This window comes from Acinetobacter sp. ABJ_C5_2, from assembly GCF_044538485.1.
GTDB classification, from domain to species: domain Bacteria; phylum Pseudomonadota; class Gammaproteobacteria; order Pseudomonadales; family Moraxellaceae; genus Acinetobacter; species Acinetobacter nosocomialis_A.
On sequence record NZ_JBIUCS010000007.1, the window covers coordinates 51,146 to 76,077 of the forward strand.

Consider the following 24,932-nt stretch of genomic DNA (forward strand, 5'->3'; position numbering starts at 1 on the left):
TTATGCCTTTGTTATCGATACAAAAATTACAGAAATCATTTGCACAAAGTCATATTTTACAGGGCATTGATCTGGATGTAGAACAAGGAGAGGTGGTTGTTATTTTAGGTCCATCGGGCTGCGGTAAAAGTACCTTATTGCGCTGTATTAACGGCTTAGAACCGATTCAGGGTGGCGAAATCCGTTTAACAGGCTCAGGTGTGCTTGGTAAAGATGTGGACTGGACTAATGCTCGTCAAAAAATTGGCATGGTTTTTCAGAACTATGAGCTGTTTGGGCACATGAACGTCATTGACAACATCTTGCTCGGACCACTCAAAGTACAAAAACGCCACCGCGATGAAGCAGAACAAGTAGCAGATGAATTGCTAAAGCGAGTGGGATTGTTTGAGCGAAAACTTGATTATCCACGACAACTTTCAGGTGGACAAAAACAACGTATCGCCATTGTTCGTTCACTCGTGATGCAACCTAAAGTCATTTTACTTGATGAAATTACCGCTGCGCTTGACCCAGAAATGGTTAGGGAAGTGCTCGATGTAGTACTTAAGTTAGCGAATGAAGGAATGACCATGTTGATTGTGACACATGAGATGTCCTTTGCCCGCAAGGTTGCTGACCGCATTATTTTTATGGATAAGGGCAAGATTATTGAACAGGCTTCACCAGAAGAATTTTTTGAACAGCCGAAAACAGAACGAGCGAAAGCCTTTCTAAATATTTTGTCGTACTAAATTTTTATTATTTGAATCATGAGGAAGTGAATGTTTAAACGTAATTCAATAAAAATATTAAGCAGTCTTGCCGTTGCTGGGGTTTTATTAACTGCATGTAGTAAAACGCCATCAACTGAACAGGCAAGTAATGCTCAAGAAGACCATTCTTTAGAACAAGTCAAAAAAAATGGGGTTCTACGCGTTGCCGTTTTTGCCGATGATCCGCCGTTTGGTTTTGTAGATAGTGCGGGGAATAATCAGGGCTTCGATGTAGCTCTAGCAAAACGGGTGACTAAAGATTTGCTCGGTGATGAAAAGAAAGTTGAGTTTATTGTGACTGAAGCTTCAAATCGGGTGGAGTTTTTAAAATCAAATCGTGCCGATGTGGTGTTCGCGACATTTACAGTAACCCCTGAACGTAAGGAAGTTGTCGATTTTGCCGAGCCTTATTTAAAAGGTGCGTTTGGTATTGTCTCGCCTAAAGCCAAGCCGATTACCGACATTGCCCAATTAGAAGGTAAAACCTTAATTGTAAACAAAGGCACAAGTTCAGATACCTACTTTACCAAGCATTATCCAAAAGTAAATTTACTCAAGTTTGAAAGAAACTCGGATGCTTTTAAAGCCTTAACTGATGGTCGTGGTGACGCAATTTCACAAGATAGTACCTATGCTTTGGCATGGGCTGCGAAGAACCCAAGTTATGTTGCAGGTATACAGTCTATTGGTGATCAAGAGTTTATTGCGCCAGCAGTGAAAAAGGGCAATACCCAACTATTGAATTGGCTCAATACTGAAATTAAGCAGCTTAGAACAAGTGGTGAAATTAAGAAAATTTATGATGAAACCTTGAAGCCAATTTACGGTGACTCGGTCAATCCGAATGTGTTTTTAGATGTAGGCCAATAATTTTCGATATCGCTAGAGCAGTGTCTAAAAGTAGGCGCTGCAATTTTAAATAAGACTTTTACAAGAACGATAGGGTGAAATAATGACAACATTAACATTTCAAAACGTGAAGCATATTTTAGCTGCGTCTTTACTGAGTTTAGGTTTAGTTGCATGTGACAAAGGAACTCAGTCTACTGAAAAAACGGCAGATACCAAGCAAACTACGTCAAGTATTGAACAGATCAAAAAGAATGGCGTGGTACGAATTGGCGTATTTAGTGATAAACCGCCGTTTGGATATTTAGATGCTCAAGGTAAAAATCAGGGCTTTGATGTAGAAATTGCTAAGCATGTCGCTAAAGACTTGTTGGGTGATGAAAACAAAGTTGAGTTTGTTTTAACTGAAGCGGCGAACCGTGTCGAATACTTAAAAGCCAATAAAGTGGATATTATTTTTGCAAACTTTACAGTTACACCAGAACGTAAGGAAGTGGTCGATTTTGCTAAGCCTTACCTAAAAGTGGCGCTAGGTGTGGTTTCTCCTAAAAGCCATCCGATTACTGATGCGGCTCAACTTAAAGATAAAACTTTGTTGGTAAACAAAGGTACAACGGCTGATTCATTCTTCACCAAGACTCATCCTGAAATTAAACTACAAAAGTATGAACAAAACACTGAAACTTTTGATGCTTTAAAAGATGGACGTGGTGCTGCGCTTGCCCATGATAACTTGCTGGTTTTAGCTTGGGCTAAAGAAAATCCAAATTACACTGTTGGCATTACTAATTTAGGTGAGCAGGACTTAATTGCACCAGCAGTGAAAAAAGGCGATAAAGAGTTACTGGACTGGTTGAACCAAGATTTAGAGAAACTGGCAAAAGAAGGTGTGATTCATCAGGCTTATGAAAAAACGTTAAAACCAGTCTATGGCGATACGATTAATCCAAAAGATTTATTGGTTGAATAATCGTGCTAATAACGATTAGAACTCTAGATAGTCTTTGCTCTAGCTAAGATTCATCTACAGCCTGCCCATAATTTATAAAGATAATGTTTTTGCAATATTTTTTATAGATGTAAACAGTGGTCAGGTTCTGTAGATGAGAAAGTTTTTTGGTTACTTTTTTCAAAAAAAGTAACAGAATTAGCTGATTGCTTTAGAGGTTAAAAGGTTGGATTCCATCGTGCTAATTCTTTGACTTTATATTACTTTAACTTAAATAAAGTCGGCTCTGCTGCTAATTTATCTGCCAAATATTGAATCAACACACTCAATTTAGGCGGGACATGCCGTGTCGGTGGGTAGAGTAACCACAGCCCACCGCTATAATAGGTCTTAAAATACCAATCTGGTAAAACCTGAACTAAGGTACCTTGTTGTAGAGCATGGCGTGCAACGAAGTACGGCAAGCTCGCAATACCTAAATGCTGTAATGCAGCACTCCAACGCACACCCGTATGGTTTGCTGCATAACGACCACGCACGGCAACACTTATCGATTTATTTCCTTGCTGAAATTTCCATTTTGAGTCACTGGCTTGTTCACCTAAGTAAATACATTCATGCTGCTTTAAATCATGAGGGTGGTTCGGTATGCCATGCTTGGCCAAATACTCAGGCGTAGCACAAACCAAGTGATCAATATTAATGAGTTTTCGACCCATAAGGCCACCGGGTGGTTGCTCTGTAATTCGAAGTGCTAAATCGACTCCATCATCAATGAGATCTACATAGCGATCTTCTAAAAGCATTTGTATATCAATTTTCGGGTAGCGTTCTAAAAATTCGGGTAAATGTGGGTGAATCATAAAATGTCCCACAGCTTTGGGAACACTCATGCGAATAATACCTTCGGGTTCGACATGAAATTGCGCAGAACTTTCCATGACTGCTTGCGCAGCATTCACCATATCTAAACAACGTTGATAAACCTGTTGTCCACTTTCACTTAAACGAAGTTTCCGTGTAGTCCGATAGAGTAAGCGGGTGCCTAAAGCACGTTCTAATCGAGCAATCGCACGGCTAACAGCAGAAGGCGTAGTTCCGAGTTGCCTTGCGGTTTCAGAAAAACTTTCCGATTCGACAACCTTAACGAAGGTCGCCATTTCATTTAACAGAACCAGACTTTGATTTGTGCTCATGAGGCAAAAGTTATTTGGATTTTGATTGGATTATCGCGTCTAAAAAATCGCAATACAATCTTTTAGGTGATTTTCAGGAAACTAAATTGTTATGTGGCAGTTGTATGGACATGAGTTTTTAACGCTAGCTCTTATTCACTTTATGGCGGTGATTTTACCGGGACCAGATTTTGTGATTACGGTAAGGCAAAGTGTACGTTATGGCTATTTGATTGGTTGTCTAACCGCAATTGGTATTGGTGTCGGAATTTCAGTCCATGTGTTTTATACACTGGTTGGTATTGGCTTTTTGATTCAGCAAAGTGAATGGCTTATGTCACTGATCAGAACAGTAGGGGCGGCTTACTTAGTGTATTTAGGATGGCAGTGTTTACGTAGCCAGCCGAATACTAATATTGAAATTAATGGCCAAGCAAACGGTGATAGGCCAAGTTTATTTAAAGCTTTTACTATGGGTTTTCTTACCAATGCATTAAACCCAAAAGCCACTATCTTTTTTCTGGCAATTTTTACGACAATTGTGAGTACAACCACACCAATGAAAGTTCAGGTTTTTTATGGGGTCTGGATGTGTATGGTTAATGCCATTTGGTTTATGGTGGTGAGTGTGCTGTTTGCTCAGCCTATCGTACGTAAAAGATTTTTGGAGTTTGGGGTTTATTTTGAGAGGGTGATGGGAGTTTTATTAATTGGGATTGCATTGAGATTGATTTGGGGATTGTTTGTTTAAGTTAGTTTTATTTATAAGTGGATGGACTGTCACGACGGAGTCTTACCGTTTATACATCAGAAGAACGTAGCTAATTCTGTTACTTTTTGGGAAAAAGTAACCAAAAAACTTTGTCATCTACAGAACCTGTTCACTGCTTTCATCTATCAGAAAATGTTGCGAAAACATTATTTTTATAAATTATGGGCAGGCTGTAGATGACTCTTAGCTCAAGCCGAAGGCTAACCTAGAAATCGAATTTTAAATAACAAGACTCCGCACTGATAACTGCTTTGATTTGTCCGAACTATTGATGACTCTTAATTCGAGCTAAAATCATCTGCAACCTGCGTGGTATTAAACAGTTTATGTTTCTGCGATATATCGATTAGATATAAGAAGAGGACAGGTTTTGAAGATGAAAATGCTTTTGCTTACTTTGGGCGAAACCAAAGTAAGTCTAGCCGAAGGCTAATTCAGAAATTGAATTTAAAATAACAAGACTCCGCCGTGATAATTACTTTTACTTGTTCTTATATATGAAGTTGAGCTCAAGACGGTTCAGTAAATAATCCATAAAAGAGACTGCTCGAAAGCAGTCTTTTCTAGTCTAGAAATAGATTTAATTGCTACGCCTATTACGCGTCAGTTGATGTAACACTGAAACTAATAAATCAATTTCTTCAGTTGTGTTATAAAAAGCCAAAGACGGACGCACGGTCTGTTCTACCCCAAAACGACGTAAAATTGGCTGTGCACAGTGGTGCCCAGAACGTACCGCAATACCATGTTGATTTAAAGCTTTACCCACTTGTTCAGTTGAATAGCCTTGTAAGGTAAAGGACATAACACTGGCTTTGTGATGTGCCGTTCCGATCAAACGTAAACCAGACACACTGCTCAGTGCATTTTGACCATATTCGAGTAGATCATGTTCATAGCGAGCAATGTTATGAATGCCTAGACTCTCGACATATTCAAGCGCAGCGCCTAATCCGACAGCATCGGCAATATTTCCAGTTCCAGCTTCAAACTTGTTTGGTGCAGGTTGGTAAACTACTTGTTCGAAGGTAACATCCTGAATCATGTTACCGCCGCCTTCCCAAACAGGCATGCTTTCTAGCAACTCTGGTTTTGCATAAACCGCGCCAATACCCGTTGGACCAAACACTTTATGTCCAGAAAACACAAAAAAGTCTGCATCAAGGGCTTGTACATCGGTAGGGATGTGCGAAACAGATTGAGCACCGTCAACTAAAACACGTACACCTTTGGCATGCGCAATTTTAATGACTTCAGCAACAGGTGTGACTGTTCCTAAAGCATTCGAAACTTGAGTAATCGACAGCAGTTTAGTGCGTTCATTAATCAGTTTTGGCAACTCTTCTAAAATAATCTGGCCCGTGTCATCCACAGGAATGACTCTTAATTTTGCTCCAGTTTTTTTAGTAAGTTGATACCAAGGCACAATATTGGCATGGTGTTCTAAGTGAGAAACGATAATTTCATCACCTTCACCAATATTTTGCTCACCCCATGTTTTTGCAATCAGGTTAATGCCTTCGGTTGTTCCTCGAACAAAGATAATTTCTTTAGAAGAGGGTGCACCAATAAATCGGGCAACTACATTTCTTGCATGCTCATAGGCATCGGTTGCACGAGCCGCTAATTCATGTGCAGCACGGTGAATATTTGAATTTTCATGCTGATAAAAATAAGCAATTCGATCAATCACGCGCTGCGGTTTTTGTGTGGTCGCAGCATTATCCAACCAGACCAGAGGACGACCATTTACGCGTTCCTGTAAAATTGGGAAATCGCGACGTATAGCATGTACATCGAGTGGTTGAGCACTACTTGCTACAAAGGTAGGTTGCGATGGTTGATAGTGACTATAACTTTGTCCACTTTGAGGCAAGTCTAAAAAATAAAATGCAGAGCTTGCCGAACTTTGGGGCGGAGTGTTCGTTGCAAAACGATCTTCAGTTAGCAATGATTTCAGCTGGTCACCATGTGGCAACTGAAAAGACTGCGCAACCGAATAATTATCCTCAACACCTTTAACAGATGGCTCTGCTGCATTTGGAGCAGAAAAATCATTTAAAAAATAATAAGGTGATTCACCTGCACCCGTTGGTAAGCTTGGTTCAATGCGTGGCACATTGGGTTCACTATGAGCAGCTTGTGGCAAATGTGGCTCAAATGGTGGGTGCGGCAAATTAGCTCCACCAACCACAGGCGCAGACGCTACAATTCGACGTTCAGGGTAGTCTGGCAAATTTGGAATATGCTCAGGATATTCCGGATTAAGACTTTTCTGAAAGGCGATATGGGGCGCACGACCACTGAGAGCAGAGAATGGTTCACCCGGTTGTGGAGGGTGCGGTGGCGCTCCGACAGGTAAGTCCAAGTTAAGGCCCGATGGAGAAGCTGAACTGCTTGAGCTTGGTAATGCTGAAAAAAACTCATTAGCAAGTCGAGCAATGGTGGACTCATCAGGGAAGTTGGCTGGTGGGTTAACACCAGTCACTTCAGGCCCGGTTGGACTACCTTGCAGATTACTTGTAGTTAACTGGGTAGTCATGATATTTGTCCACCTCCACATCATCTAATACTGCCAATGCATCATCAGTGAGTACTGCAAGTGAGCAATATAATGAGATTAGATACGACGCAATCGCGTTACGGTTGATTCCCATAAAGCGTACCGAAAGCCCTGGTGACTGTTCACCAGCAAGACCTGGTTGGAACAAACCAACAATCCCTTGACGCTTTTCACCAACACGAAGCAGCAAGATTTTAGTTTTGCCATCTTCTACAGGAATTTTATTTGATGGAATGAGTGGAATACCGCGCCATGTAATGAATTGCGAGCCAAATAAGCTAACAGTTGGAGGTGGTACACCACGGCGAGTACATTCACGTCCAAATGCTGCAATCGCATCAGGGTGTGCTAGGAAAAATCCCGGTTCTTTCCAGACTTTACGTAGCAAATCATCAAGATCATCTGGAGTAGGTGGACCATTTAAAGTCGAAATACGTTGGTCATCTGTCACACTTGCCAGTAAACCGTATTCGGGGTTATTGATAAGCTCACTTTCTTGACGTTCTTTAATGGTTTCAATGGTTAAACGGAGCTGTTCTTTAATTTGATCGTGTGGGCTGCTGTAAAGGTCGGCAACACGTGTATGTACATCTAAAACAGTAGATACACCATTTAAAAAGTATTCGCGTGGCTCTGGGTCATAATCAACAAAAGTTTGAGGTAAAGTTGCTTCATCACGTTGTGTGCAAGCGACTTGAATATCATCAGTATTATTTACACGGTTTAAGCGGTAGATACCTGCTTCAACAGGAAGCCATTGAAGTAAGTGAGTCAGCCATCTGGGAGTAATTGTAGAAAGTTGGGGAGCAGTTTTGGTTGCATTGGCCAGTTGACGCGCTGCGTGGTCCCCCAGCGCAAGTTGTGCTTTGTCAGTATTTTTCGCCATGAATCATTTTTCCTTATTACAGTGGCTTGGTTATAAAATGTTAAATTTTTAAATTATCGTGTTAACAGATTAGAATTAAATATTCGATTTTCAAAATATGAATAAGGTATAAATAAATGAATACAGTTCACTTATTATGAATAAGCATATGTTTATGAAAATTTAATATAAATAAGTAATAAACTGATTTATATATACCAAATTCATGTTTTTAATATATTGGTTAAAACTCTTATATATAAAATTGTGAATACGATTTATTTAAATTCTGGATTTTTTTGATAAGACTCCAGTGGTGACTGTAAAATCTGGCTTCCTGCGGGAATACTATGTGTAAGCCAGACATTTCCCCCAATAATGGACCCTCGACCAATCGTAATACGACCTAAAATAGTGGCACCTGCATAGATCACCACGTCATCTTCAACAATTGGATGGCGTGTATAGTCTTTTTTCAAAGCACCATCATCATTGGTTTCAAAGCGTTTTGCTCCAAGGGTCACTGCCTGATAAATACGAACGCGTTCCCCAATCACACAAGTTTCACCAATCACCACACCCGTACCATGATCAATGAAAAATCCTTTACCGATTTGTGCACCCGGATGAATATCAATACCTGTTGCAGAGTGAGCCAACTCCGAAATAATGCGTGACAATAAAGGCACTTGAGCATAGAGCTGATGGGCAATTCTGTGATAAATAATCGCAAATATGCCCGGATAGCAGAGTAATACTTCATCTACACTATGTGCTGCCGGATCACCTTCATAAGCCGCTCGCACATCGCCGTCTAAAAGGCGCCGTATAGAGGGCAAAGTGTTGGCGAAATCCTGCACAATAGTTTGAGCAAGTTCTTGTGGCTGCTGCACTGGGCTTGAATGACCCACATGTCGTTTTGCTTCATAATTTAAAGCCAGTTGTACTTGAGCATGTAAGGCGGTTAGCACCCGATTTAAGGTATAGGCAATATAAGAATCTTCAGTTTCCTGACGTAAGTCGGCAGGGCCTAAACGCATTGGAAATAAAATTCCACATAGGTCATCTAAAATGGCTTTTAACGCTTCTTTAGATGGAAGTTCACGGCCCCCAAATTCTTTGGTCCTGTGCTGCTGCTGACGCCAGTCATGCCTTGCTTGTTGTAAACCTTGTACAACAGCATTAATGTTCCATTGAGTCACAAGCTTTCCTTGATTCACTGAAAATTGATTAAAATATTAGTCTTGTTGCCAAGGAAGTTGATGGATGCGCCAGCCATTTTTCTGATTACGGTGTTGCTGATCATTGAGATCGCCTTCGAAGCCTTCAAGAACGTTATAAATATGCTCAAAACCAGCATTAAATGCGGCCTCGGCAGCTTGTGCTGAACGGTTGCCACTACGGCATAACAAAAGAATGGTTTTGTCTTTGCCAACTTTTGATTCGAGTTCTTTTAAAAAGCGTGGATTACGGTTAAACGATGTGCCTGTTGCCCAAGCGACATGAACACTTTCAGGGACATAACCTACAAATTTACGTTCTTCATTGGTACGCACATCAACTAAAACAGCTTCGCCTTGTTGTACGAGCTGCCATGCATCAGTAGGTGATAAACTGCCACTAAAATTAAGTTCATGGTCCTGTGCGTATTGCTGTGCTTTAGCAAGAATATCTTCGGCTGAAAAGGATGTATTTGAACCATTTGAGATAAAACTTTGCGGAGTTTCAGTATTTAATTTAGCGTTCATTGAATATATCCTTATCTTTGATTCAGATTGTTAAGGTTCAATTTACGCGGTTTTAAATATAAGCAAAAATAAGGAATATCTATTTATATATATTATTTTGATAAATAAGAATGAGGGATATTTTTATAAAAATAGTATTAGTTAATCTTATAAACTTATTAAAATAAAATAGATTTAAGAAATTTTATTATTTAGTAAAAACCGTGCAGATTAAAATAATCCGCACGGTTTTTTAAAATTAAGCAAATCCACCATTTACCCGAATGACTTGAGAGTTTATCCAGCCCCCATCTGGACCAGCCAGCATGGCCACTATGCCAGCAATTTCTTCAGGTGTTCCGATTCGTTCCAATGGAGCAAGTTTTGCAATAGCTGCTACTTGCTCATCAGTTTTTCCATTGTAAAAAAGGTCAGTGCCTGTTGGACCGGGTGCAACAGCATTTACTGTAATATTTCGACCGCGTAACTCATTTGCTAACACATGTACCAAACCTTCGACACCTGCTTTTGAAGCAATATAAGGACCATATGCCGGAAAAGATTTGGCAATTACACTGGTTGAAAGCGCAATAATCCGACCACCATCTGGAACTGTTTCGGCTGCATGCGCCAATATTAAAAATGCACCACGTAAATTGGTATGAATTATTTTATCGAAATCTGGCAGACTTTCAGGTGTAATTTTCGCCATAGGCATAATGCCTGCGCTATGAACCACAACGTCTAATTGACCGTTAATGGCTTTAGCTTCTTGAAACAAACGACTCACTTCATGTTCATTTGAGACGTCCGCTTGAATAGCAGAGGCTTGACCACCTTGTTCAATAATATGATCTACAGTGGCTTGGGCATGCACCTTATTGCCCGCATAGTTAACAATCACATAAAAACCATCTTGAGCTAAACGTTCTACAATAGCACGGCCAATACTACGTGATGCACCAGTAACCAGAGCTGTTTTTCTTGAAATATTCATTTTTAGATTGCCTGTTTGAGTAGGTATGTCTTATTTTAATAATATAGAAATATGGGATAAATCTTTATAATTGGATAGGATAATTCCATATTAATTAATAATAGATAGGGTTAAAAGCGAGCACCATGGATAAATTTGATACCTTGCAACTTTTTACCCGCATCGTAGAGCTGGGTAGTTTTAGTCAAGCAGCCGATCAGCTAAATATCCCACGCGCTACAGCAAGTAATGCCATTAAAGAGTTAGAAAATAATTTACAGTGCCGTTTGCTAGAGCGGACGACTCGGCATGTAAGACCATCACTAGATGGACAGGCATTTTATGAGCGTTGCACACAAATATTATCGGAACTCGATGATGCCGAATCATCTTTACGCAATGTAATTGCTCAGCCCCGTGGTTTATTACGTGTTGATTTATCAGGCGCACATGCAACTAAAATTGTTTTACCCAATATTGACCAATTTCACGAGTTGTATCCCGACATTGAACTCGTAATTAGTACGGGTGATCGTTTGGTTGATCTGATTAGGGAAGGGATAGACTGTGTGGTGAGAGCAGGACGTTTGGATGATTCAACTTTAATTGCTAGACATTTGGTTGATATGCCACAAGTCATTTGTGCGAGTCCTGACTATCTAAATAAACATGGAACACCACAGCAACCAGAGGATTTGTTATCACATTATTGTGTCAATTTCTTCTCGACATCAGGCGGGCGGAATTATCCATTTGAATTAATGGTGAATGGCAAAAAACAAGATTATTTTTTGAAAAGCTGGATCGCGGTAAATGATGCTGAAAACTATGTATTGTCTGCTTTACGTGGGGCAGGTTTAATTCAGGTCCCGCGCTATCATGTAGCGAATGAGTTAAAAGACGGGCAACTGGTTAAGGTTTTATCTGAATGGAAAATCCCGAAGATGTCAGTTTCTGCTTTATATCCACAGCATCGGCAGCTCTCGCCACGCGTACGAGTTTTTGTCGCTTGGCTGAGTGAGTTATATACGAGTTATTTTGCCAACTTTGAATACCCGCAAAAATGAAATATCTTGCGGGTAAGCCAAAAACTGAATGATATTTTTAAGACTGATTCTGTAATTTATCTTGAGTCTTGGTCTCAAAATCACTCGCATCATGGCGTTCATGCAACTGCGTAGTTAAATCACCAAAAGTACGATTGACCATACGACCACGTTGTACCGCAGGGCGCGCTAAAATCGCATCTGCCCAACGTTGAACATTTTTATATTGATCAACACCTAAAAATTCCGCGCCGTTATACACCCAGTTTTTAACAAGACCGCCATACCAAGGGAACGCTGCAATATCAGCGATGCTATATTCAGAACCAGCCAAATATTCGTTTTTTGCCAGATGCTGATCTAATACATCAAGTAAACGTTTCGTTTCCAAGGCAAAGCGGTTAATTGCATATTCAACTTTAATGGGTGCATAAGCATAAAAATGTCCAAAACCGCCACCTAGGTAAGGCGCGCTGCCCATTTGCCAGAATAACCAATTAAGACATTCAGTACGTGCAGCAATATCAGTTGGAATGAAAGCTTTAAATTTTTCAGCCAAGTAAAGCAAAATTGAGCCAGATTCAAACACTCTTAATGGCGGGTTTTGGCTATGGTCAACCAATGCTGGAATTTTAGAGTTGGGATTAATTTCTACAAAACCACTACCAAATTGCTGTCCTTCACCGATTTTAATCAGCCATGCATCATATTCAGCATCTTGATGTCCTAATGCTAAAAGCTCTTCTAGCAAAATAGTGACTTTTTGACCATTAGGCGTTGCTAAAGAATAGAGCTGGAGCGGATGTTTCCCTACTGGAAGTGTATGCTCGTAACGTGCACCAGAAGTAGGTTGGTTTAAATCGGTTTTTTCTCCAGTCCATTGCCAAACTTGTGGAGGAATATAGTTTGAATCACTCATTTTTTATCTCATGTTTGGTGTAAATATAAGGATTTATTTATGTCGCAAGGCAAGCCATTTTTGTACGGTCGGACGTTGCCATTGCTGTAATGCATAGTTTTTTAAACGTTTTGGTACAACATCACCATTTTGAATAAGGCGTTGCAACATCAGGGCAAGTTCAGCATCCACAATGCTCCATGAACCAAAAAGAAATTCGGCATCAGACGCAAGAAGTTTTTCTGCAACAAAGAAAAGTTTCTCGGCTGCTTTTTTGCCTTCTTCTGAAAGTGGAGTGGAGGTGGGCTGAATAAAAATAACATCGGTTGGACGCTCAGTTCTTAGTGCCACTAAGTCTGATCGGAGCCATGCCTGAATTTGTCTTGCTCTTGCGCGTGTTTGAATATCTTTTGGATAAATAGATGTGTTTGGATAAAGCTCTTCAAGATATTCCAAAATGGCAGAAGATTCTGATAAGGCAAAATCGTTATGCTCAAGTACAGGCACTTTGGCAGTTAATGACTTTGCTACATAAGATTTTTCAAACTGGCCTTGCTGGCCTAAGTTAATGGTCGCAATTTCAAATGGAATTTGTTTTTCATGTAGCCCTACAAAAACTGTAAACGCATAGGGGCTTAGAAATTGTGAATCTGTGTATAGCTTAAAATGTTCATTATTCATTGTTATTGTCCATGTCATAAAACAATCGGATCTAGTCTAAGTGAGCTGATCCAAGATTGGGTAGCTTTTTTGTGGAAAAGCTTTATCGGTTTTTGAATTAAGCCATTTCAGTGTTCTACGTTAGGGCTTAATGTGCTGAAAATGTTGACGAACAATGCTAAGCCATGCCTGTACCGCTGGTGAGACGGGAAGATTTTTTTTCCACGCCATCACTAAGTGCCACTGAATATTTGGTTTTTCAAGCGGTACTGCTGCAAATAAACTAGGGTCAAGCATGTCGGTATAATATTGTGGCAAGAGAGCAATTCCCATGCGTTGTAACACCATATCTGCCAAAAGGTGCCATTGGCTGGTACGGCAAGCAATGGTTGGGTAAAAACCATGCTGCTTACAGGCATCGAGAATAATACTGTTTAAAGAGAAATTTTCAGGAAACATTAAAAACGATTGGTGTTGTAGCTCTTCTAGATTTATTTTTTTGCGTGTTGCCCAAGTGGCATCACGACGTAAAAGAACCATTAAAGGATAGTTACATAGCTCAATGCTATTAAAGATTTGCTCATCAAAAGGCTGCAATAAAACGCCAACATCTAGTTCATTGTTAAGCAAAGCTTGTTCAATACCACGTGAACCAACCTCCATAAAAGCTAATTCAATATCTGGCAATTGCTGATGATAATCAAATAGGGCAGTCGTTAAGAGCTGCGAGCCTAAAGGCGGAACGCCAAGTTTTAAAGTTCCTGTTTTTAATTGTTGGTAGTTTTCTATTTCAAGAAAGATGTTCTGTTCTGCTTGAAGAAGCTCAATCGCATGTTGATAAATGCGCTCTCCAATTTCAGTTAACTCGATTTGTCTTTTACGGCCATGATCAGGTTTAACCAAAAGCTGTACCTGAAGTTGCTCTTCAAGCTGCTGTAATATTTTACTAATAGTCGGTTGAGTCAGATACAACTCTTCAGCAGTACGGGTAAAACTTTTAGTTTTTACCAATGTAACGAAGCACTGTAGTGATTTTAGAGAAAGCATAATAAAGAATAAATTATTCAATTTTTGAATAATATTAACATGAATAATTCATATTTAGCAGCTTTAACCAAGATAGCATAATGGTGTAGTTAACCATCTAATTTCGCAAAATGAGTACTGAATCTGCTTCTGGAACACCCACACAACCTTCACTATTCGTGTTAGTTAAACAAATTTTGATTTTGGCTGGATTTTGGTGGGTCGGATATCTCTTACATCAAAAACTTGGCGTACCTGTCTCGGCAGGCATTTTAGGTATGTTTTTATTGCTTCTATGCCTGTTCTTTAAAATTATCAAAATGGATCAGGTGGCAATCGGAGCAACTGTTGTTTTAGGTGAGCTATTACTATTTTTTGTGCCCGTTGTGGTCGCTGTAGTGCAGTATAAAACCTTGTTTATGACCGAAGGATGGCAAATTGTTTTGAGCATTGCGGTTGGGACCATTTCGGTCATGCTCAGCACTTGCCTGACGATTCACTTTTACAATCGTTTGAAAGCTTATTTACAGGCCCGCAAACGTCTTCAACATAAGCATATCTAAGAGAAAACGACATGAATATTTGGTCAGTTCTTTGTCTGATCTGGACTTTGGCAGCCTATGTTGTGGCAAAGCGAATCTATCAGAAAAATCCGAAACTTTGGTTATCACCCGCGATTAGTGTGCCTGTACTCACCATTATTTTGATGACGATTTTTGGAATTTCATATCAAACTTATGCTGAAGATACGCAGTGGATTGTTAATTTATTAGGGCCAGCAACGGTTGCGTTTGCTGTACCGATTTATCGCTATCGGGAAACAATTCGTAAAAACCTTGGGGTCCTTTCGATTGCGATTATTGTGGGGATGAGTGTAGGTGTGATGTCTGCCTATGAAATGGCGCAGTGGTTCCACTTTAGCCCAGAAGTGACCAACAGTTTAATGGCCCGTTCTATTTCAACTCCATTTGCCATGATTTTAGCTGAAGATATTCACGGTTCGGCAGCATTGGTTTCACTATTTACCGTTATTACTGGTTTGGTCGGTATGATTTGTGGCGATGCAATTTTAGCGATTACTAAAATCCATTCTAATGTAGCAAATGGGGCAGCCTTTGGCAATGCAGCCCACGGTTTTGGTACAGTTAGAGCACAGCAGCGCAATAGTGAAGAAGGTGTAATTGCCAGTTTGACCATGGTTATTGCTGGTATTTTAATGGTATTGATTGGGCCATTTGCCATTCATCTATGGTTGCTGTTGTAGGCTATATCTAAGTCGGCTTGTCATATTGTGGAATAATCTTTGATAGTTTTTTGATGGCTTGTCTCATCAGTTCGGGTTCAAAATCACCTAAGCCAACAATTAACCCCGGACGTTGTTGTTCTTTTGAAAATGTCGGTGAAATTGCTTTAATCGCAATGCCTGCACCGACTGCCGAGCTTGCAACGTCAATGTCATTAATATGATGAGCAAGCCATAACACCATATGCATGCCTTGATCGCCCGGCTGTAACCAAGCCAGTTCTTGAGGTATGTATTTTTCAATCAAGCCAATAATGTATTCTCGAACTTCTGCATAGACATTCCGAGTCCGTCGAATATGCCGCTCTAAATAGCCTTCTTGAATAAAAGCAGCCAAAACATGTTGGTCCGCAGCAGGTGGGTGTCGATCAATTAAGACTCTGAGCCCACAAAAAGGTGCCACCAGTTCTTTAGGCAATACTGCATAACCAAGTCTAAGTGATGGAAATAGCACTTTACTGAAAGTCCCAAGATAAATGACTTGGTCGGGCGCCATACCTTGTAAAGATGGGAAGGGCTGACCGTTATAACGAAGTTCACTGTCATAGTCATCTTCAATGATCCATGCATTTTGCTGTTTTGCCCAAGCCAATAAAGCCGTACGTCTTGCTAGACTCATCGGCATGCCAAGCGGATATTGGTGAGATGGGGTTACAAACGCAGCACGCGCTTGTTTAGAAAGCTTAATTCCGGTTTCAACCTGAATACCTTCTTCATCAACAGGAACACGTACCATACGAATGTTTTGTACAGCATGTTCAAAAATGGCTGTTGTACCCCGATAAGCTGGATCTTCAATCCAAACTTCATCTTTTGCTTCAAATAAAATCTGACTGCAAATATAAAGTGATTGCTGAATGCCGGGTGTAATCACAATTTGTTCAGGTTCGCAGTGGACAGAGCGGGATCGGCGTACATAGTCTGCTATAGCAACTCTTAGTGATAGCACGCCTTGAGGTTCACCATAACCCGAAGGAGCACCTGCACCTCGAGATCTAAATTTATTTCCGAACTTACGCCAAATATCACTCGGTTGGGTGCGGGCAATGGGAACAGATACTGCAAAAGGGGCATGAGGAAGCGGTTTAAACTCTTTAAGCACTTGAGCATAAGAACGTGCTGACTTTGTCAAAGGGATTGAGTTAGGTGTGGTCTCTTTTTGAGAATGTTGTGGTGTAGTTTTTTTAGCTAAAGCATGAGACACATAGGTGCCCGTTCGTGCTTGAGAGTCAAACACACCTTCGGCTAAAAGCTGATCGTAAGCTTCGATAATCGTTCCGCGAGCGACCCCAAGTGTTTGAGCCAATTCACGTGAAGAAGGCAACGGATCGCCGGGCTGTAAATCACCACTTTGTACAGCTTCACGCAAAGCTTGGGTCAGTTGAGCACTTATCTTTCCTTGGCTTTTATTAATCTTTGCAATCGACGGAAGTTCAACAACTTTTGCCATTCTTGCCATAATTCTGGTCTACTTAAAAAAATACAAAGTGGTTCTTTTTAATAAACCACAGAAACCAGAAAATTTACAACACAAAATATAAATAACCCTGATATTTACAGTGAGGTTTTAGCCATGTATATCCCCGATGATTATGCAGAAAACCGTTTGGACGTATTGCATTCTCTTATTACCGAATATCCATTTGGTGTGCTTTTTACGCATGGAAGTAATGGTTTAGATGCAAACCATCTTCCATTCGAATTACAGGCAAGCGAAGGGGAATTGGGTGTACTACGTGCGCATGTGTCTAGAGTTAATCCAGTCTGGCAGGATATTAAAAATGGAGATGAGGTGTTGGTCGTGTTTCAAGCAGGCGATGCGTATATTTCACCAAACTGGTACCCATCCAAACATGAACAGCACAGACAAGTACCGACATGGAACTATAGGGTTGTGCATGCTTATGGCAAAGTAAGCATTCGAGATGATGAACGTTACGTCCGTGGTGTTGTGGCTCGTTTAACTCGTACTCATGAAGCATCTCAACCTGAACCATGGAAAATGTCCGATGCACCAAAGGACTATCTTGAACCGATGTTAAAAGCCATTGTGGGTATTGAGATTGAAATTACCAAGCTACAAGGAAAATCAAAACTTGGGCAAAACAAAGAACGTCGAGACATTTTGGGCGCGGCAGATGGCCTATCGAAATCTGGTCATCAAACTATAGCGGACGCTATGTATAGTGTGGCTGAGTTAAATAAATAATTTTGAAAATATAAAAGTTTAATATCAATTGAGGAGGCAAAGATGTCTTTTACTACACCTGTTGAGTTAGTAGGTGAACACGTTATTTTAAAGCCGTTAAATGTAACTCAAGCTGGCTCACTGGCAGAGGCTGTTTGTGATGGTGAACTCTATAATCTTTGGTATACCCGTGTGCCAAGACCTGAACAAATGACTGCTGAAATTGAAAGACGTCTCAGTTTGCAAAATTCCGGTTCTATGCTGCCATTTTATATTGAAGATCGAAAAACGGGGCGAGCGTTAGGTATGACAACTTTAATGCATATTGAAGAAGCCCATCGCCGTGTAGAAATTGGATCGACGTGGTACCGCAAGTCTGCACAACGTTCACCTGTAAATACTGAATGTAAAAAGCTACTGTTGGCTCATGCATTTGAGTCATTGAACTGTATTGCGGTTGAGTTACGTACATCTTCTTTAAATGTTCAAAGTCAAACTGCAATTGTACGTTTAGGTGCAAAGCTTGATGGTGTGCTGAGAAGTCATCAAATTGTGAAAGATGATATTTTGCGGGACACTCACGTTTACAGCATTTTAAAACATGAGTGGCCTGCGGTTCGCCAAAACTTGGAATGGATGTTGAACAAGCCGCGTTAGGAATTAATGCATAAGTCTATATTCTTGCGGAGTATTACCCGTCCAGTTTTTAAATGCTCTACTAAAAGAATTGTGCTCTTGAAAGCCCAATAGAAATGAGATTTCACCCGTGCTCATTGATGATTTTTCTAAATAATGTTGGGCAAGAGATTGACGTGTTGCATCCAAAAGCGTTTTAAAATTAGTTTGTTCTTCTAAAAGTAGCCGTTGTAGCGTACGTTTGCTCATCGCGAGTCGTTGAGCAACATCTTCTATTGTACATAGTCCAGCAGGTAGGTTTTCTAAAAGTATTGCTTTAACTTTTTCGCTAGCTGTTGCATCTTCATCAAGCTGTATAAGACTACGTTGCAAGTTTGGCTCGAAAAAAGACCACATGGTCGGGTTGGCTGTTAAAAAAGGACGTTCAGCATCTTGGCGTGAAAAGACAATTGAAATGTGTTCACTTTTTTGTGGAAGTACGCCAAAAAATGTTTTGTACTCTGCCAGATTATTAGGTAAATCGGGCAGTGTAACTTTCAAAGGTATAACCTGATGTCTTGTACATATTCTTGCTAATTGAGCAAAAAAGACCAGTTCTGACATGGCAAGACTTTGCGGGGTTGGCGTAGATACATTATAAAATTTGAGTTCTAGCGTTGTTGTGTCGTTATCAATTGCTACTTGTAACTGCATTGGCCCAACGAGTCTTTTAAATTCAGATAGACGCTGTATTGCAATATTGAAGTTGGGACTACAAATATAAGCAAAAATCGCTGGGTCAAAAAGCTCAACTGTAATCATTTGACCGATTTTTAAAGGTAAGTCATTTATTCCGGCAAGTTGTTCAATTGCGTGCCAAAAATTGAAATATTGAACGGGCGTAAGGCTTGCATCTTTACGGTTGAACAAATCAAGCGGTAGAGATGCCAAACGTAATGCATCTTCAAGATTTATGCCTAGGTCATTCAGTAATAACTTCCAGTTGGTATTTAGGGCAAAATTTGAAGCATATTTCATTTGAGCATCTCAACATTAAACTTATACGGGTCACTTCATTTATTTAATAACTGACATCACCATACGATCAAACACACGGTCACCAAACCATTTACGTACAAATATCATCAGTTTGGCATATTTGCCACCCACATAACGTGTTTTAGGTGAGGATGCATGAACAGCTTTCATTAGCATATCGACGACAACTTGCACGTCTGAAAGTTCACCTTTTTCTACTGTAGTTTTTGTTGAGTTAGCAACTGCGGCTGCCATATGGCTATACGCACTTTGTCCTGAACGTTCCAGCATAGGTTGGATCATTACATCTGCAAATTCAGTTGCGATAGCACCCGGTTCAATGACAACAACATCAATATTAAATGATTTTAACTCTAAACGTAGACAGTCAGACCAACCTTCAACAGCATGTTTACTCGCATGATACCAGCTACCAAGTGGGGTATAAATTTTCCCACCCATTGATGAAATATTGATAATTCGACCCTGCATTTTTTTACGCATACTAGGCAGAACCTTTTGGGTTAAATAGGCCATACCAAACAGATTCACTTCAAATTGATAGCGTGCATCCGCAAGGGTAGTATCCTCCATAGCACCATACATGCCGAAGCCTGCGCAGTTAACTAAAATATCAACGCCATGGGTTTCTTTTTCAATAGTCTTCATAACTTGGTCGATATCATCCTGATTGGTAATATCCATTTTTAATGTATGAGCACCAAGGGCTTTTAGTTCTTGCATAGCATCAACGCGACGAGCAACGGCATAAACAGTTGCACCTTCTTTGAGTAATGCTTTGGTAAATGCTTTTCCCATACCAGATGATGCGCCTGTGATGAGAACGATTTTTTCTTTAACTGTGTTCATATTCTGTCTCTCAACTAAAGTTTTAAGGAACTTGCTTTTCGATAGAGACATCATAGGAATTTGAACGATATTTATCCAAATCGAATGGCGACAATGTGTAATCAAAGTGCGCCAAATTGTAGTAAAGATCATTTATTAGAAATAGAAAGATAAACTCAACATAAAGCGAAAACTTATTTTTTTGCTTAATCATGATGAACAAATGGTAATTAATAACCAGGGGATTAAAGCCATATTCATTGCTTTCCAGCCAAATAAATCGAGTAAAGCACCTGCGCTAAAAGAACAAATTAAGCCGACAACAAAAACAGTCATGTCGTTAATGGCTTGAGCCTTGATTTTAAGAGGCTGGACCTTCTTATAAACTTGCTTCAACTCTTTGTTGAATGGTTTTGATAACCAGATCTAATGCGCTTTGAATTTTAGTGTTCCATTCAAACGAACAGTTGATTCGCAAATAATGCTGCTGTGCAGGTAAAACACTAAACAGAGGGCTTGGTGCAACGCCAATGTCTTGCTGAATCAGCTCTTCATAAACTTGCATACTGTCTAGTGTGCTGGGAAGTTTGACCCATAGAAAATAGCCACTTGGGTAGTAATACACTTCACAAGAGCTAGGTAAATGTTGCTTTAAATAATGGTAAAACTGCTTTTTATAGCGCTCAAGCGAAAGTCTAAGTGTACGTAAGTGCTTTTCATAATGATGATGTGACAAAAACTCGACTAATGCATTTTGAATGAGTGCATTTACTGAAATAGTACTCATAAGCTGTAAATGTTGAATATGGTCTGAAAACTTACCCGCATAGACCCAACCAACCCGAAAACCAGCACCTAATGTTTTAGAAAAAGACGAGCAGTGAAGCACCAGATTTTGTTGGTCAAAATACTTCATTGAAAGTGGTTTTTGCCCACCATAAAAAAGCTCCTCATAAACATCATCTTCGATCAAATAAATTTGATGCTCATGAAGTAGTTTGGCAATTTTATATTTAATGTCATCACTGACGGTAAAACCAATCGGGTTGTGGCTATTTAACATGAGCCAACACACCTTGATAGGATACGTTTGAATAACTTGTTCAAAAGCCTCTAGGTCAAAGCCATGTTGAGGATGTTCGGGAATGGTAATGACTTTAAGCCCTAAACGCTCGGCAGCTTGCCAAGCGCCGTAAAACACGGTTTGTTGCAATAGAATATAGTCACCCGGTTTAGCGACTGCTTGTAGGGAAAGGTTCAGTGCATCTAAACCTCCCGATGTAATGACAATGTCATCTGGGTCTGTCTGTATGCCTTGCATACAGTAGCGCTGAGCAATCAGTTTCCTTAAAGCTAAATTACCGGGAGGTAGACTTGCTGTTTGGTCATAGCTTTGTCTTTGACGCGCAAGTTGCCCCATAATTTGAATGAGTTTGGGGGCAGCTAAAAGCTGACTATCTGGAAAAGCTGAACCAAAAGGTACAACAGATTCATGTTGAATCGATTTAAGATATTTAAAAACTAATGAGTTAATTTCGATTTTAGAATTTAATGAAACAACAGAATATTGCTCGAGTGGCTTAAGTGCAATTTGCTCGGCAACGAAGTATCCCGATTTTTCTTTTGAATAAATCAGACCTTGTGATTCAAGCTCCTGATAAGCATTCATTACGGTCATTAAACTAAAACCAGAGCGTTGTACCTGATCTCTTAATGAAGGTAATTTCTCATGTGCACTTAAAGTACCACTTTCAATGAGTTGGCGAATGCTATGAGCGAGTTGTTCTGATTTATACATGTATAAGCTGCACGAAATAAAAAAAGATGCACTGAATCAATAATAAATGCCGTTTGCAGAATCTACAAACGGCATTTGTTTAGAAAGTTGGAATTACTTTAAGTAAGGGGCTGCATAAATCAATATCACTTTAAATAAACCAGCAATCACAGCTAAGGCTAAAAAACCACCAAGCCATAGCAGAATAAACCATTGGGTTTGATTGAGTTTAACGGATGATTTTTTCATAAAACCCTCCATACTTAATGATAACCTTCATCACCTACACGGACTTTGTCTCTAAATACCCAGTAAGACACAATGGTGTAAGCAATAATGATTGGAATCAGAATAAGCGCACCGACCAAAGCAAACATTTGGCTAGAATGAGGTGCTGCAGCCTGCCAGATGGTGACTGATGGCGGAATAATATAAGGCCATAAACTAATCACAAAACCAGTAAATGCAAGGAAAACGAGGGCCAATGTATATGCAAATGGCTTAAGGTCATGATCCTGCTTTTTACACGCTGATAAAATTAGACCAACAAACAATAAGACCAAAATAGGCACAGGGCTAAAATAGAACAGATTTGGTAAAGAGAACCATCGATCTGCAATTTCAGGATGTGTTAAAGGCGTATATAAGCTGACAGCACCAAAGATAATGAGCAGTGCAATAATTAGCTTAGGCATAAGCTCATACATACGTTGTTGTAAGCCTTTTTCGGTTTTTAAAATGAGCCATCCACAACCCAAAGTGGCATACATAGCCACTACGCCAATACCTGTAAAGATCGTAAATGGAGACAACCAATCCAGAGACCCGCCAGCAAAAATACCATTTTCAGTTTTAATCCCTTGGATATAGGCACCCAAAATAATCCCTTGTAGGAAGCTGGTTAAAACTGAACCCCAAATAAAAGCCAAGTCCCAAAGATGTTTGGTTCGATGAGCTTTAAAGCGGAATTCAAAAGCAACCCCACGGAAAATCAGTGCAATCACCATGAAAATGATCGGTAAATACAGTGCTGATAAAACTGTTGAATAAACCAGTGGAAATGCTGCATATAGACCAGCACCCCCAAGGACCATCCACGTTTCATTACCATCCCAGACAGGGGCAACGGTATTCATCATGACATCACGTTCTTGGCTACTCTTAATGAACGGAAACATGATCCCGATTCCTAAGTCGAAGCCATCCATGACCACATAAATCATGACACCTAAACCGATAATACCGACCCATATTAAAGAAAGATCAATCATGACGGTTCTCCCCAGAGTTTTGTTTGCTGTCAATATTTTCATCGACTGCACTAAGTGGACGCATTGGTGTTTTAAAGTGTCCAACGCCACCAGACTCGATATTTGGTGTATCGATAAATGATGGGCCTTTATTAATGAGTTTTAATGTGTAGTAGATACCGCTACCAAAAACGATGGTATACACCACTACAAAAATAAAGAGACTGAGGCCAACTTGATCTGCCGACACCGTATGAGATAACCCATCTTTTGTTCGCAGAATGCCATATACCACCCAAGGTTGACGGCCAACTTCTGTGGTTACCCAGCCCGCCAGCATTGCAACATAACCTGCTGGGCCCATTAATAATGCAAATTTATGGAACCATGAAGTGTCATAAAGTTTTCCGCGTTTACGTAGCCAAAGTGCAATGAGTGACAAGGTGACCATGAGTACACCAAGTCCTACCATTACACGGAAGCTCCAAAAAATGATGGTTGAGTTTGGACGATCTTCAGGTGCGAATTCTTTTAAACCTGTGACTTGTCCATCTAAGCTATGCGTTAAAATTAAACTACCCAAATATGGAACGCCGACTTCAAAGTGGTTACGTTCTTCTTTCATATCCGGAATTGCAAAAAGCAACAATGGCATAGGCTCATTGTGGTTGGTTTCCCAGTGACCTTCCATTGCGGCAAGTTTGGCAGGTTGATGTTCACGAGTGTTTAAACCATGGTTATCACCAATCACCACTTGTAAACATGAAGTCACAAGTACCATCCATAAACCCATCGAGAATGATTTTTTCACCAATTCATCACGACGACCTTTTACCAAATGCCAAGCAGATGTTCCCACCACCAATAAAGATGAAACTAAGAAGGCAGCAGCACCCATATGGGCTAAGCGGTAAGGGAAGGATGGGTTAAAGACAATAGCTAACCAGTCTTTTGGCACAATAATGCCATTTTCGATGGCAAAGCCTTGAGGGGTCTGCATCCAGCTATTAGAAGATAAAATCCAGAACATGGAAATACATGTTCCGATGGCCACCATAAGTGTTGCGAAGAAATGGGCTCGAGGACCAACACGTCCCCAACCAAACAGCATAATACCCAAGAAACCTGCTTCTAAGAAGAAGGCACTCAAGACTTCATAGGTAAGTAAAGGACCAGTAATACTTCCGGCGACGCGTGAAAATTCACTCCAGTTAGTACCGAACTGGTAACTCATGACCACGCCCGAGACCACACCCATACCAAAGGCAACGGCAAAGATCTTAATCCAGTATTTAAAAAGATCTTTATAAATCGGGTTTTGGGTTCTTAACCATTTCCACTCTAACACTGCTAAAAAGCAGGCAAGACCGATGGAAGTGGCCGGAAAAATAATATGGAAGGATACTGTGAAAGCAAATTGTATTCGCGCTAATTCTAGAGCGGTTAGACCGAGGCTCATAAACTTTCCCCCTGTGAACTAGCTGATGATGATTAAATGAGTTAAATACTTATTTTCAGGCAAAAAAGTACTCTGGCGATTAAACTTACTTCTGTGATAAATGTTCTTAGCAAGTAAAATGCCAACAGGGTAAAGCAACATAATTGCTTGATATTTCAATAGAATAGAGCGATTGATTGTTTTCAATCTGTT

General features: G+C 40.1%; 26 protein-coding genes and 2 pseudogenes. 10 read left to right on the forward strand and 18 right to left on the reverse strand.

The window, feature by feature from the left end:
• Positions 1-2: 2 nt before the first annotated feature.
• The 3 genes from ACH8JV_RS09800 to ACH8JV_RS09810 all read left to right on the forward strand — a co-directional run bounded on the left by ACH8JV_RS09800 (position 3) and on the right by ACH8JV_RS09810 (position 2,574).
• The gene (locus ACH8JV_RS09800) at positions 3-734 is read left to right on the forward strand and encodes an amino acid ABC transporter ATP-binding protein (protein ID WP_396520975.1); all 732 of its coding nucleotides are present in this window, start codon (positions 3-5) and stop codon (positions 732-734) included.
• Between the two features lie 30 nt (positions 735-764).
• Entirely contained in the window at positions 765-1,625 is an 861-nt protein-coding gene (locus ACH8JV_RS09805) for a transporter substrate-binding domain-containing protein (RefSeq protein WP_024438647.1), read from the forward strand.
• 82 nt (positions 1,626-1,707) lie between these two features.
• Complete coding sequence (locus tag ACH8JV_RS09810) at positions 1,708-2,574, forward strand: cysteine ABC transporter substrate-binding protein (protein ID WP_396520978.1); 867 nt, start codon at positions 1,708-1,710, stop codon at positions 2,572-2,574.
• Positions 2,575-2,617: 43 nt separating this feature from the next.
• Here the strand turns inward: ACH8JV_RS09810 and ACH8JV_RS09815 are convergent, their stop codons facing one another.
• Both ACH8JV_RS09815 and ACH8JV_RS09820 read right to left on the reverse strand, forming a co-directional pair.
• A complete protein-coding gene (locus tag ACH8JV_RS09815) occupies positions 2,618-2,737 on the reverse strand; it encodes a hypothetical protein (protein WP_002114211.1) in 120 nt (39 codons plus the stop codon).
• 76 nt (positions 2,738-2,813) lie between these two features.
• A complete protein-coding gene (locus ACH8JV_RS09820) occupies positions 2,814-3,749 on the reverse strand; it encodes a LysR family transcriptional regulator (protein ID WP_396520980.1) in 936 nt (311 codons plus the stop codon).
• A gap of 91 nt (positions 3,750-3,840) precedes the next feature.
• On the opposite strand from ACH8JV_RS09820, the gene ACH8JV_RS09825 reads away from it, so the two are divergent.
• Together ACH8JV_RS09825 and ACH8JV_RS09830 are read left to right on the forward strand one after the other, a co-directional pair.
• Positions 3,841-4,479 (forward strand): LysE family translocator, encoded by a 639-nt coding sequence (locus ACH8JV_RS09825; protein ID WP_396520982.1) that lies wholly within the window; start codon positions 3,841-3,843, stop codon positions 4,477-4,479.
• A gap of 90 nt (positions 4,480-4,569) precedes the next feature.
• Positions 4,570-4,687 (forward strand): annotated as a pseudogene (locus ACH8JV_RS09830) (hypothetical protein); the annotation flags it as partial.
• A 393-nt stretch (positions 4,688-5,080) separates the two neighbouring features.
• On the opposite strand, the gene ACH8JV_RS09835 reads toward ACH8JV_RS09830, so the two are convergent.
• From ACH8JV_RS09835 to ACH8JV_RS09855, 5 genes are all read right to left on the reverse strand, one after another.
• Entirely contained in the window at positions 5,081-7,042 is a 1,962-nt protein-coding gene (locus tag ACH8JV_RS09835) for a family 2A encapsulin nanocompartment cargo protein cysteine desulfurase (RefSeq protein WP_396520984.1), read from the reverse strand.
• Entirely contained in the window at positions 7,017-7,949 is a 933-nt protein-coding gene (locus ACH8JV_RS09840; RefSeq protein WP_001107602.1) for a family 2A encapsulin nanocompartment shell protein, read from the reverse strand. The genes ACH8JV_RS09835 and ACH8JV_RS09840 overlap by 26 nt, the downstream gene beginning before the upstream one ends.
• A gap of 257 nt (positions 7,950-8,206) precedes the next feature.
• Positions 8,207-9,148 carry a serine O-acetyltransferase EpsC gene (epsC, locus tag ACH8JV_RS09845; protein ID WP_396520986.1) on the reverse strand — a complete coding sequence of 314 codons (942 nt, stop codon included), beginning with the start codon at positions 9,146-9,148 and terminating at the stop codon, positions 8,207-8,209.
• A gap of 18 nt (positions 9,149-9,166) precedes the next feature.
• On the reverse strand, positions 9,167-9,676 hold the full coding sequence (locus tag ACH8JV_RS09850) for a rhodanese-like domain-containing protein (protein WP_396520988.1): 510 nt from the start codon (positions 9,674-9,676) through the stop codon (positions 9,167-9,169).
• 238 nt (positions 9,677-9,914) lie between these two features.
• Positions 9,915-10,652 carry an SDR family oxidoreductase gene (locus tag ACH8JV_RS09855; RefSeq protein ID WP_396520990.1) on the reverse strand — a complete coding sequence of 246 codons (738 nt, stop codon included), beginning with the start codon at positions 10,650-10,652 and terminating at the stop codon, positions 9,915-9,917.
• A gap of 125 nt (positions 10,653-10,777) precedes the next feature.
• Here ACH8JV_RS09855 and ACH8JV_RS09860 point away from each other — a divergent pair, with 125 nt between their 5' ends.
• Positions 10,778-11,698 carry a LysR substrate-binding domain-containing protein gene (locus ACH8JV_RS09860; RefSeq protein ID WP_396520992.1) on the forward strand — a complete coding sequence of 307 codons (921 nt, stop codon included), beginning with the start codon at positions 10,778-10,780 and terminating at the stop codon, positions 11,696-11,698.
• A 37-nt stretch (positions 11,699-11,735) separates the two neighbouring features.
• On the opposite strand, the gene yghU is transcribed toward ACH8JV_RS09860, so the two are convergent.
• From yghU to ACH8JV_RS09875, 3 genes are all read right to left on the reverse strand, one after another.
• Complete coding sequence (gene yghU, locus ACH8JV_RS09865) at positions 11,736-12,596, reverse strand: glutathione-dependent disulfide-bond oxidoreductase (RefSeq protein WP_396520994.1); 861 nt, start codon at positions 12,594-12,596, stop codon at positions 11,736-11,738.
• 33 nt (positions 12,597-12,629) lie between these two features.
• Entirely contained in the window at positions 12,630-13,256 is a 627-nt protein-coding gene (yfcF, locus tag ACH8JV_RS09870; RefSeq protein ID WP_396520995.1) for a glutathione transferase, read from the reverse strand.
• 120 nt (positions 13,257-13,376) lie between these two features.
• Positions 13,377-14,282 (reverse strand): LysR family transcriptional regulator, encoded by a 906-nt coding sequence (locus ACH8JV_RS09875; protein WP_032006752.1) that lies wholly within the window; start codon positions 14,280-14,282, stop codon positions 13,377-13,379.
• Between the two features lie 110 nt (positions 14,283-14,392).
• Between ACH8JV_RS09875 and ACH8JV_RS09880 the strand changes: the two genes are divergently transcribed.
• Both ACH8JV_RS09880 and ACH8JV_RS09885 read left to right on the forward strand, forming a co-directional pair.
• A complete protein-coding gene (locus tag ACH8JV_RS09880) occupies positions 14,393-14,824 on the forward strand; it encodes a CidA/LrgA family protein (protein ID WP_396520997.1) in 432 nt (143 codons plus the stop codon).
• A gap of 11 nt (positions 14,825-14,835) precedes the next feature.
• Positions 14,836-15,525: an LrgB family protein gene (locus ACH8JV_RS09885; RefSeq protein WP_396520999.1), complete on the forward strand. Its 690-nt coding sequence runs from the start codon at positions 14,836-14,838 to the stop codon at positions 15,523-15,525.
• Between the two features lie 7 nt (positions 15,526-15,532).
• Here ACH8JV_RS09885 and ACH8JV_RS09890 read toward each other — a convergent pair whose 3' ends face one another.
• Complete coding sequence (locus ACH8JV_RS09890; RefSeq protein ID WP_396521001.1) at positions 15,533-17,023, reverse strand: PLP-dependent aminotransferase family protein; 1,491 nt, start codon at positions 17,021-17,023, stop codon at positions 15,533-15,535.
• 114 nt (positions 17,024-17,137) lie between these two features.
• Here ACH8JV_RS09890 and ACH8JV_RS09895 point away from each other — a divergent pair, with 114 nt between their 5' ends.
• Entirely contained in the window at positions 17,138-17,773 is a 636-nt protein-coding gene (locus ACH8JV_RS09895) for an FMN-binding negative transcriptional regulator (protein ID WP_396521003.1), read from the forward strand.
• A 42-nt stretch (positions 17,774-17,815) separates the two neighbouring features.
• Positions 17,816-18,409, forward strand: coding sequence for a GNAT family N-acetyltransferase (locus ACH8JV_RS09900; RefSeq protein WP_396521005.1), 594 nt, complete (start codon positions 17,816-17,818; stop codon positions 18,407-18,409).
• 3 nt (positions 18,410-18,412) lie between these two features.
• On the opposite strand, the gene ACH8JV_RS09905 is transcribed toward ACH8JV_RS09900, so the two are convergent.
• The 7 genes and pseudogenes from ACH8JV_RS09905 to ACH8JV_RS09935 form a co-directional block, all read right to left on the reverse strand.
• Positions 18,413-19,405 carry an AraC family transcriptional regulator ligand-binding domain-containing protein gene (locus ACH8JV_RS09905; RefSeq protein ID WP_396521007.1) on the reverse strand — a complete coding sequence of 331 codons (993 nt, stop codon included), beginning with the start codon at positions 19,403-19,405 and terminating at the stop codon, positions 18,413-18,415.
• Positions 19,406-19,444: 39 nt separating this feature from the next.
• Positions 19,445-20,275, reverse strand: a complete 831-nt coding sequence (locus ACH8JV_RS09910; protein WP_279985933.1) for an oxidoreductase — start codon at positions 20,273-20,275, stop codon at positions 19,445-19,447.
• Positions 20,276-20,464: 189 nt separating this feature from the next.
• Positions 20,465-20,617, reverse strand: a pseudogene (locus tag ACH8JV_RS09915) (MFS transporter); the annotation flags it as partial.
• 16 nt (positions 20,618-20,633) lie between these two features.
• Positions 20,634-22,052, reverse strand: coding sequence for a PLP-dependent aminotransferase family protein (locus tag ACH8JV_RS09920; RefSeq protein ID WP_396521009.1), 1,419 nt, complete (start codon positions 22,050-22,052; stop codon positions 20,634-20,636).
• Between the two features lie 93 nt (positions 22,053-22,145).
• Positions 22,146-22,280: a hypothetical protein gene (locus ACH8JV_RS09925; protein ID WP_000749813.1), complete on the reverse strand. Its 135-nt coding sequence runs from the start codon at positions 22,278-22,280 to the stop codon at positions 22,146-22,148.
• A 14-nt stretch (positions 22,281-22,294) separates the two neighbouring features.
• Positions 22,295-23,302, reverse strand: a complete 1,008-nt coding sequence (gene cydB, locus ACH8JV_RS09930; protein WP_396521011.1) for a cytochrome d ubiquinol oxidase subunit II — start codon at positions 23,300-23,302, stop codon at positions 22,295-22,297.
• A complete protein-coding gene (locus tag ACH8JV_RS09935; RefSeq protein ID WP_086496763.1) occupies positions 23,295-24,740 on the reverse strand; it encodes a cytochrome ubiquinol oxidase subunit I in 1,446 nt (481 codons plus the stop codon). The genes cydB and ACH8JV_RS09935 overlap by 8 nt, the downstream gene beginning before the upstream one ends.
• Positions 24,741-24,932: the final 192 nt, after the last annotated feature.

Bases quoted from the DNA above. Each gene is read 5' to 3' on its own strand.
- ACH8JV_RS09895 (WP_396521003.1), top strand. From the start codon at position 17,138: ATGTATATCCCCGATGATTATGCAGAAAACCGTTTGGACGTATTGCAT.
- cydB (WP_396521011.1), bottom strand. From the start codon at position 23,302: ATGATTGATCTTTCTTTAATATGGGTCGGTATTATCGGTTTAGGTGTC.
- ACH8JV_RS09875 (WP_032006752.1), bottom strand. From the start codon at position 14,282: ATGCTTTCTCTAAAATCACTACAGTGCTTCGTTACATTGGTAAAAACT.
- ACH8JV_RS09935 (WP_086496763.1), bottom strand. From the start codon at position 24,740: ATGAGCCTCGGTCTAACCGCTCTAGAATTAGCGCGAATACAATTTGCT.
- ACH8JV_RS09880 (WP_396520997.1), top strand. From the start codon at position 14,393: ATGAGTACTGAATCTGCTTCTGGAACACCCACACAACCTTCACTATTC.
- ACH8JV_RS09855 (WP_396520990.1), bottom strand. From the start codon at position 10,652: ATGAATATTTCAAGAAAAACAGCTCTGGTTACTGGTGCATCACGTAGT.
- ACH8JV_RS09900 (WP_396521005.1), top strand. From the start codon at position 17,816: ATGTCTTTTACTACACCTGTTGAGTTAGTAGGTGAACACGTTATTTTA.
- ACH8JV_RS09850 (WP_396520988.1), bottom strand. From the start codon at position 9,676: ATGAACGCTAAATTAAATACTGAAACTCCGCAAAGTTTTATCTCAAAT.
- yfcF (WP_396520995.1), bottom strand. From the start codon at position 13,256: ATGAATAATGAACATTTTAAGCTATACACAGATTCACAATTTCTAAGC.
- ACH8JV_RS09805 (WP_024438647.1), top strand. From the start codon at position 765: ATGTTTAAACGTAATTCAATAAAAATATTAAGCAGTCTTGCCGTTGCT.
- ACH8JV_RS09840 (WP_001107602.1), bottom strand. From the start codon at position 7,949: ATGGCGAAAAATACTGACAAAGCACAACTTGCGCTGGGGGACCACGCA.
- ACH8JV_RS09925 (WP_000749813.1), bottom strand. From the start codon at position 22,280: ATGAAAAAATCATCCGTTAAACTCAATCAAACCCAATGGTTTATTCTG.
- ACH8JV_RS09820 (WP_396520980.1), bottom strand. From the start codon at position 3,749: ATGAGCACAAATCAAAGTCTGGTTCTGTTAAATGAAATGGCGACCTTC.
- ACH8JV_RS09800 (WP_396520975.1), top strand. From the start codon at position 3: ATGCCTTTGTTATCGATACAAAAATTACAGAAATCATTTGCACAAAGT.
- ACH8JV_RS09825 (WP_396520982.1), top strand. From the start codon at position 3,841: ATGTGGCAGTTGTATGGACATGAGTTTTTAACGCTAGCTCTTATTCAC.
- ACH8JV_RS09910 (WP_279985933.1), bottom strand. From the start codon at position 20,275: ATGAACACAGTTAAAGAAAAAATCGTTCTCATCACAGGCGCATCATCT.
- ACH8JV_RS09905 (WP_396521007.1), bottom strand. From the start codon at position 19,405: ATGAAATATGCTTCAAATTTTGCCCTAAATACCAACTGGAAGTTATTA.
- ACH8JV_RS09885 (WP_396520999.1), top strand. From the start codon at position 14,836: ATGAATATTTGGTCAGTTCTTTGTCTGATCTGGACTTTGGCAGCCTAT.
- ACH8JV_RS09890 (WP_396521001.1), bottom strand. From the start codon at position 17,023: ATGGCAAGAATGGCAAAAGTTGTTGAACTTCCGTCGATTGCAAAGATT.
- ACH8JV_RS09810 (WP_396520978.1), top strand. From the start codon at position 1,708: ATGACAACATTAACATTTCAAAACGTGAAGCATATTTTAGCTGCGTCT.
- yghU (WP_396520994.1), bottom strand. From the start codon at position 12,596: ATGAGTGATTCAAACTATATTCCTCCACAAGTTTGGCAATGGACTGGA.
- ACH8JV_RS09920 (WP_396521009.1), bottom strand. From the start codon at position 22,052: ATGTATAAATCAGAACAACTCGCTCATAGCATTCGCCAACTCATTGAA.
- ACH8JV_RS09860 (WP_396520992.1), top strand. From the start codon at position 10,778: ATGGATAAATTTGATACCTTGCAACTTTTTACCCGCATCGTAGAGCTG.
- ACH8JV_RS09835 (WP_396520984.1), bottom strand. From the start codon at position 7,042: ATGACTACCCAGTTAACTACAAGTAATCTGCAAGGTAGTCCAACCGGG.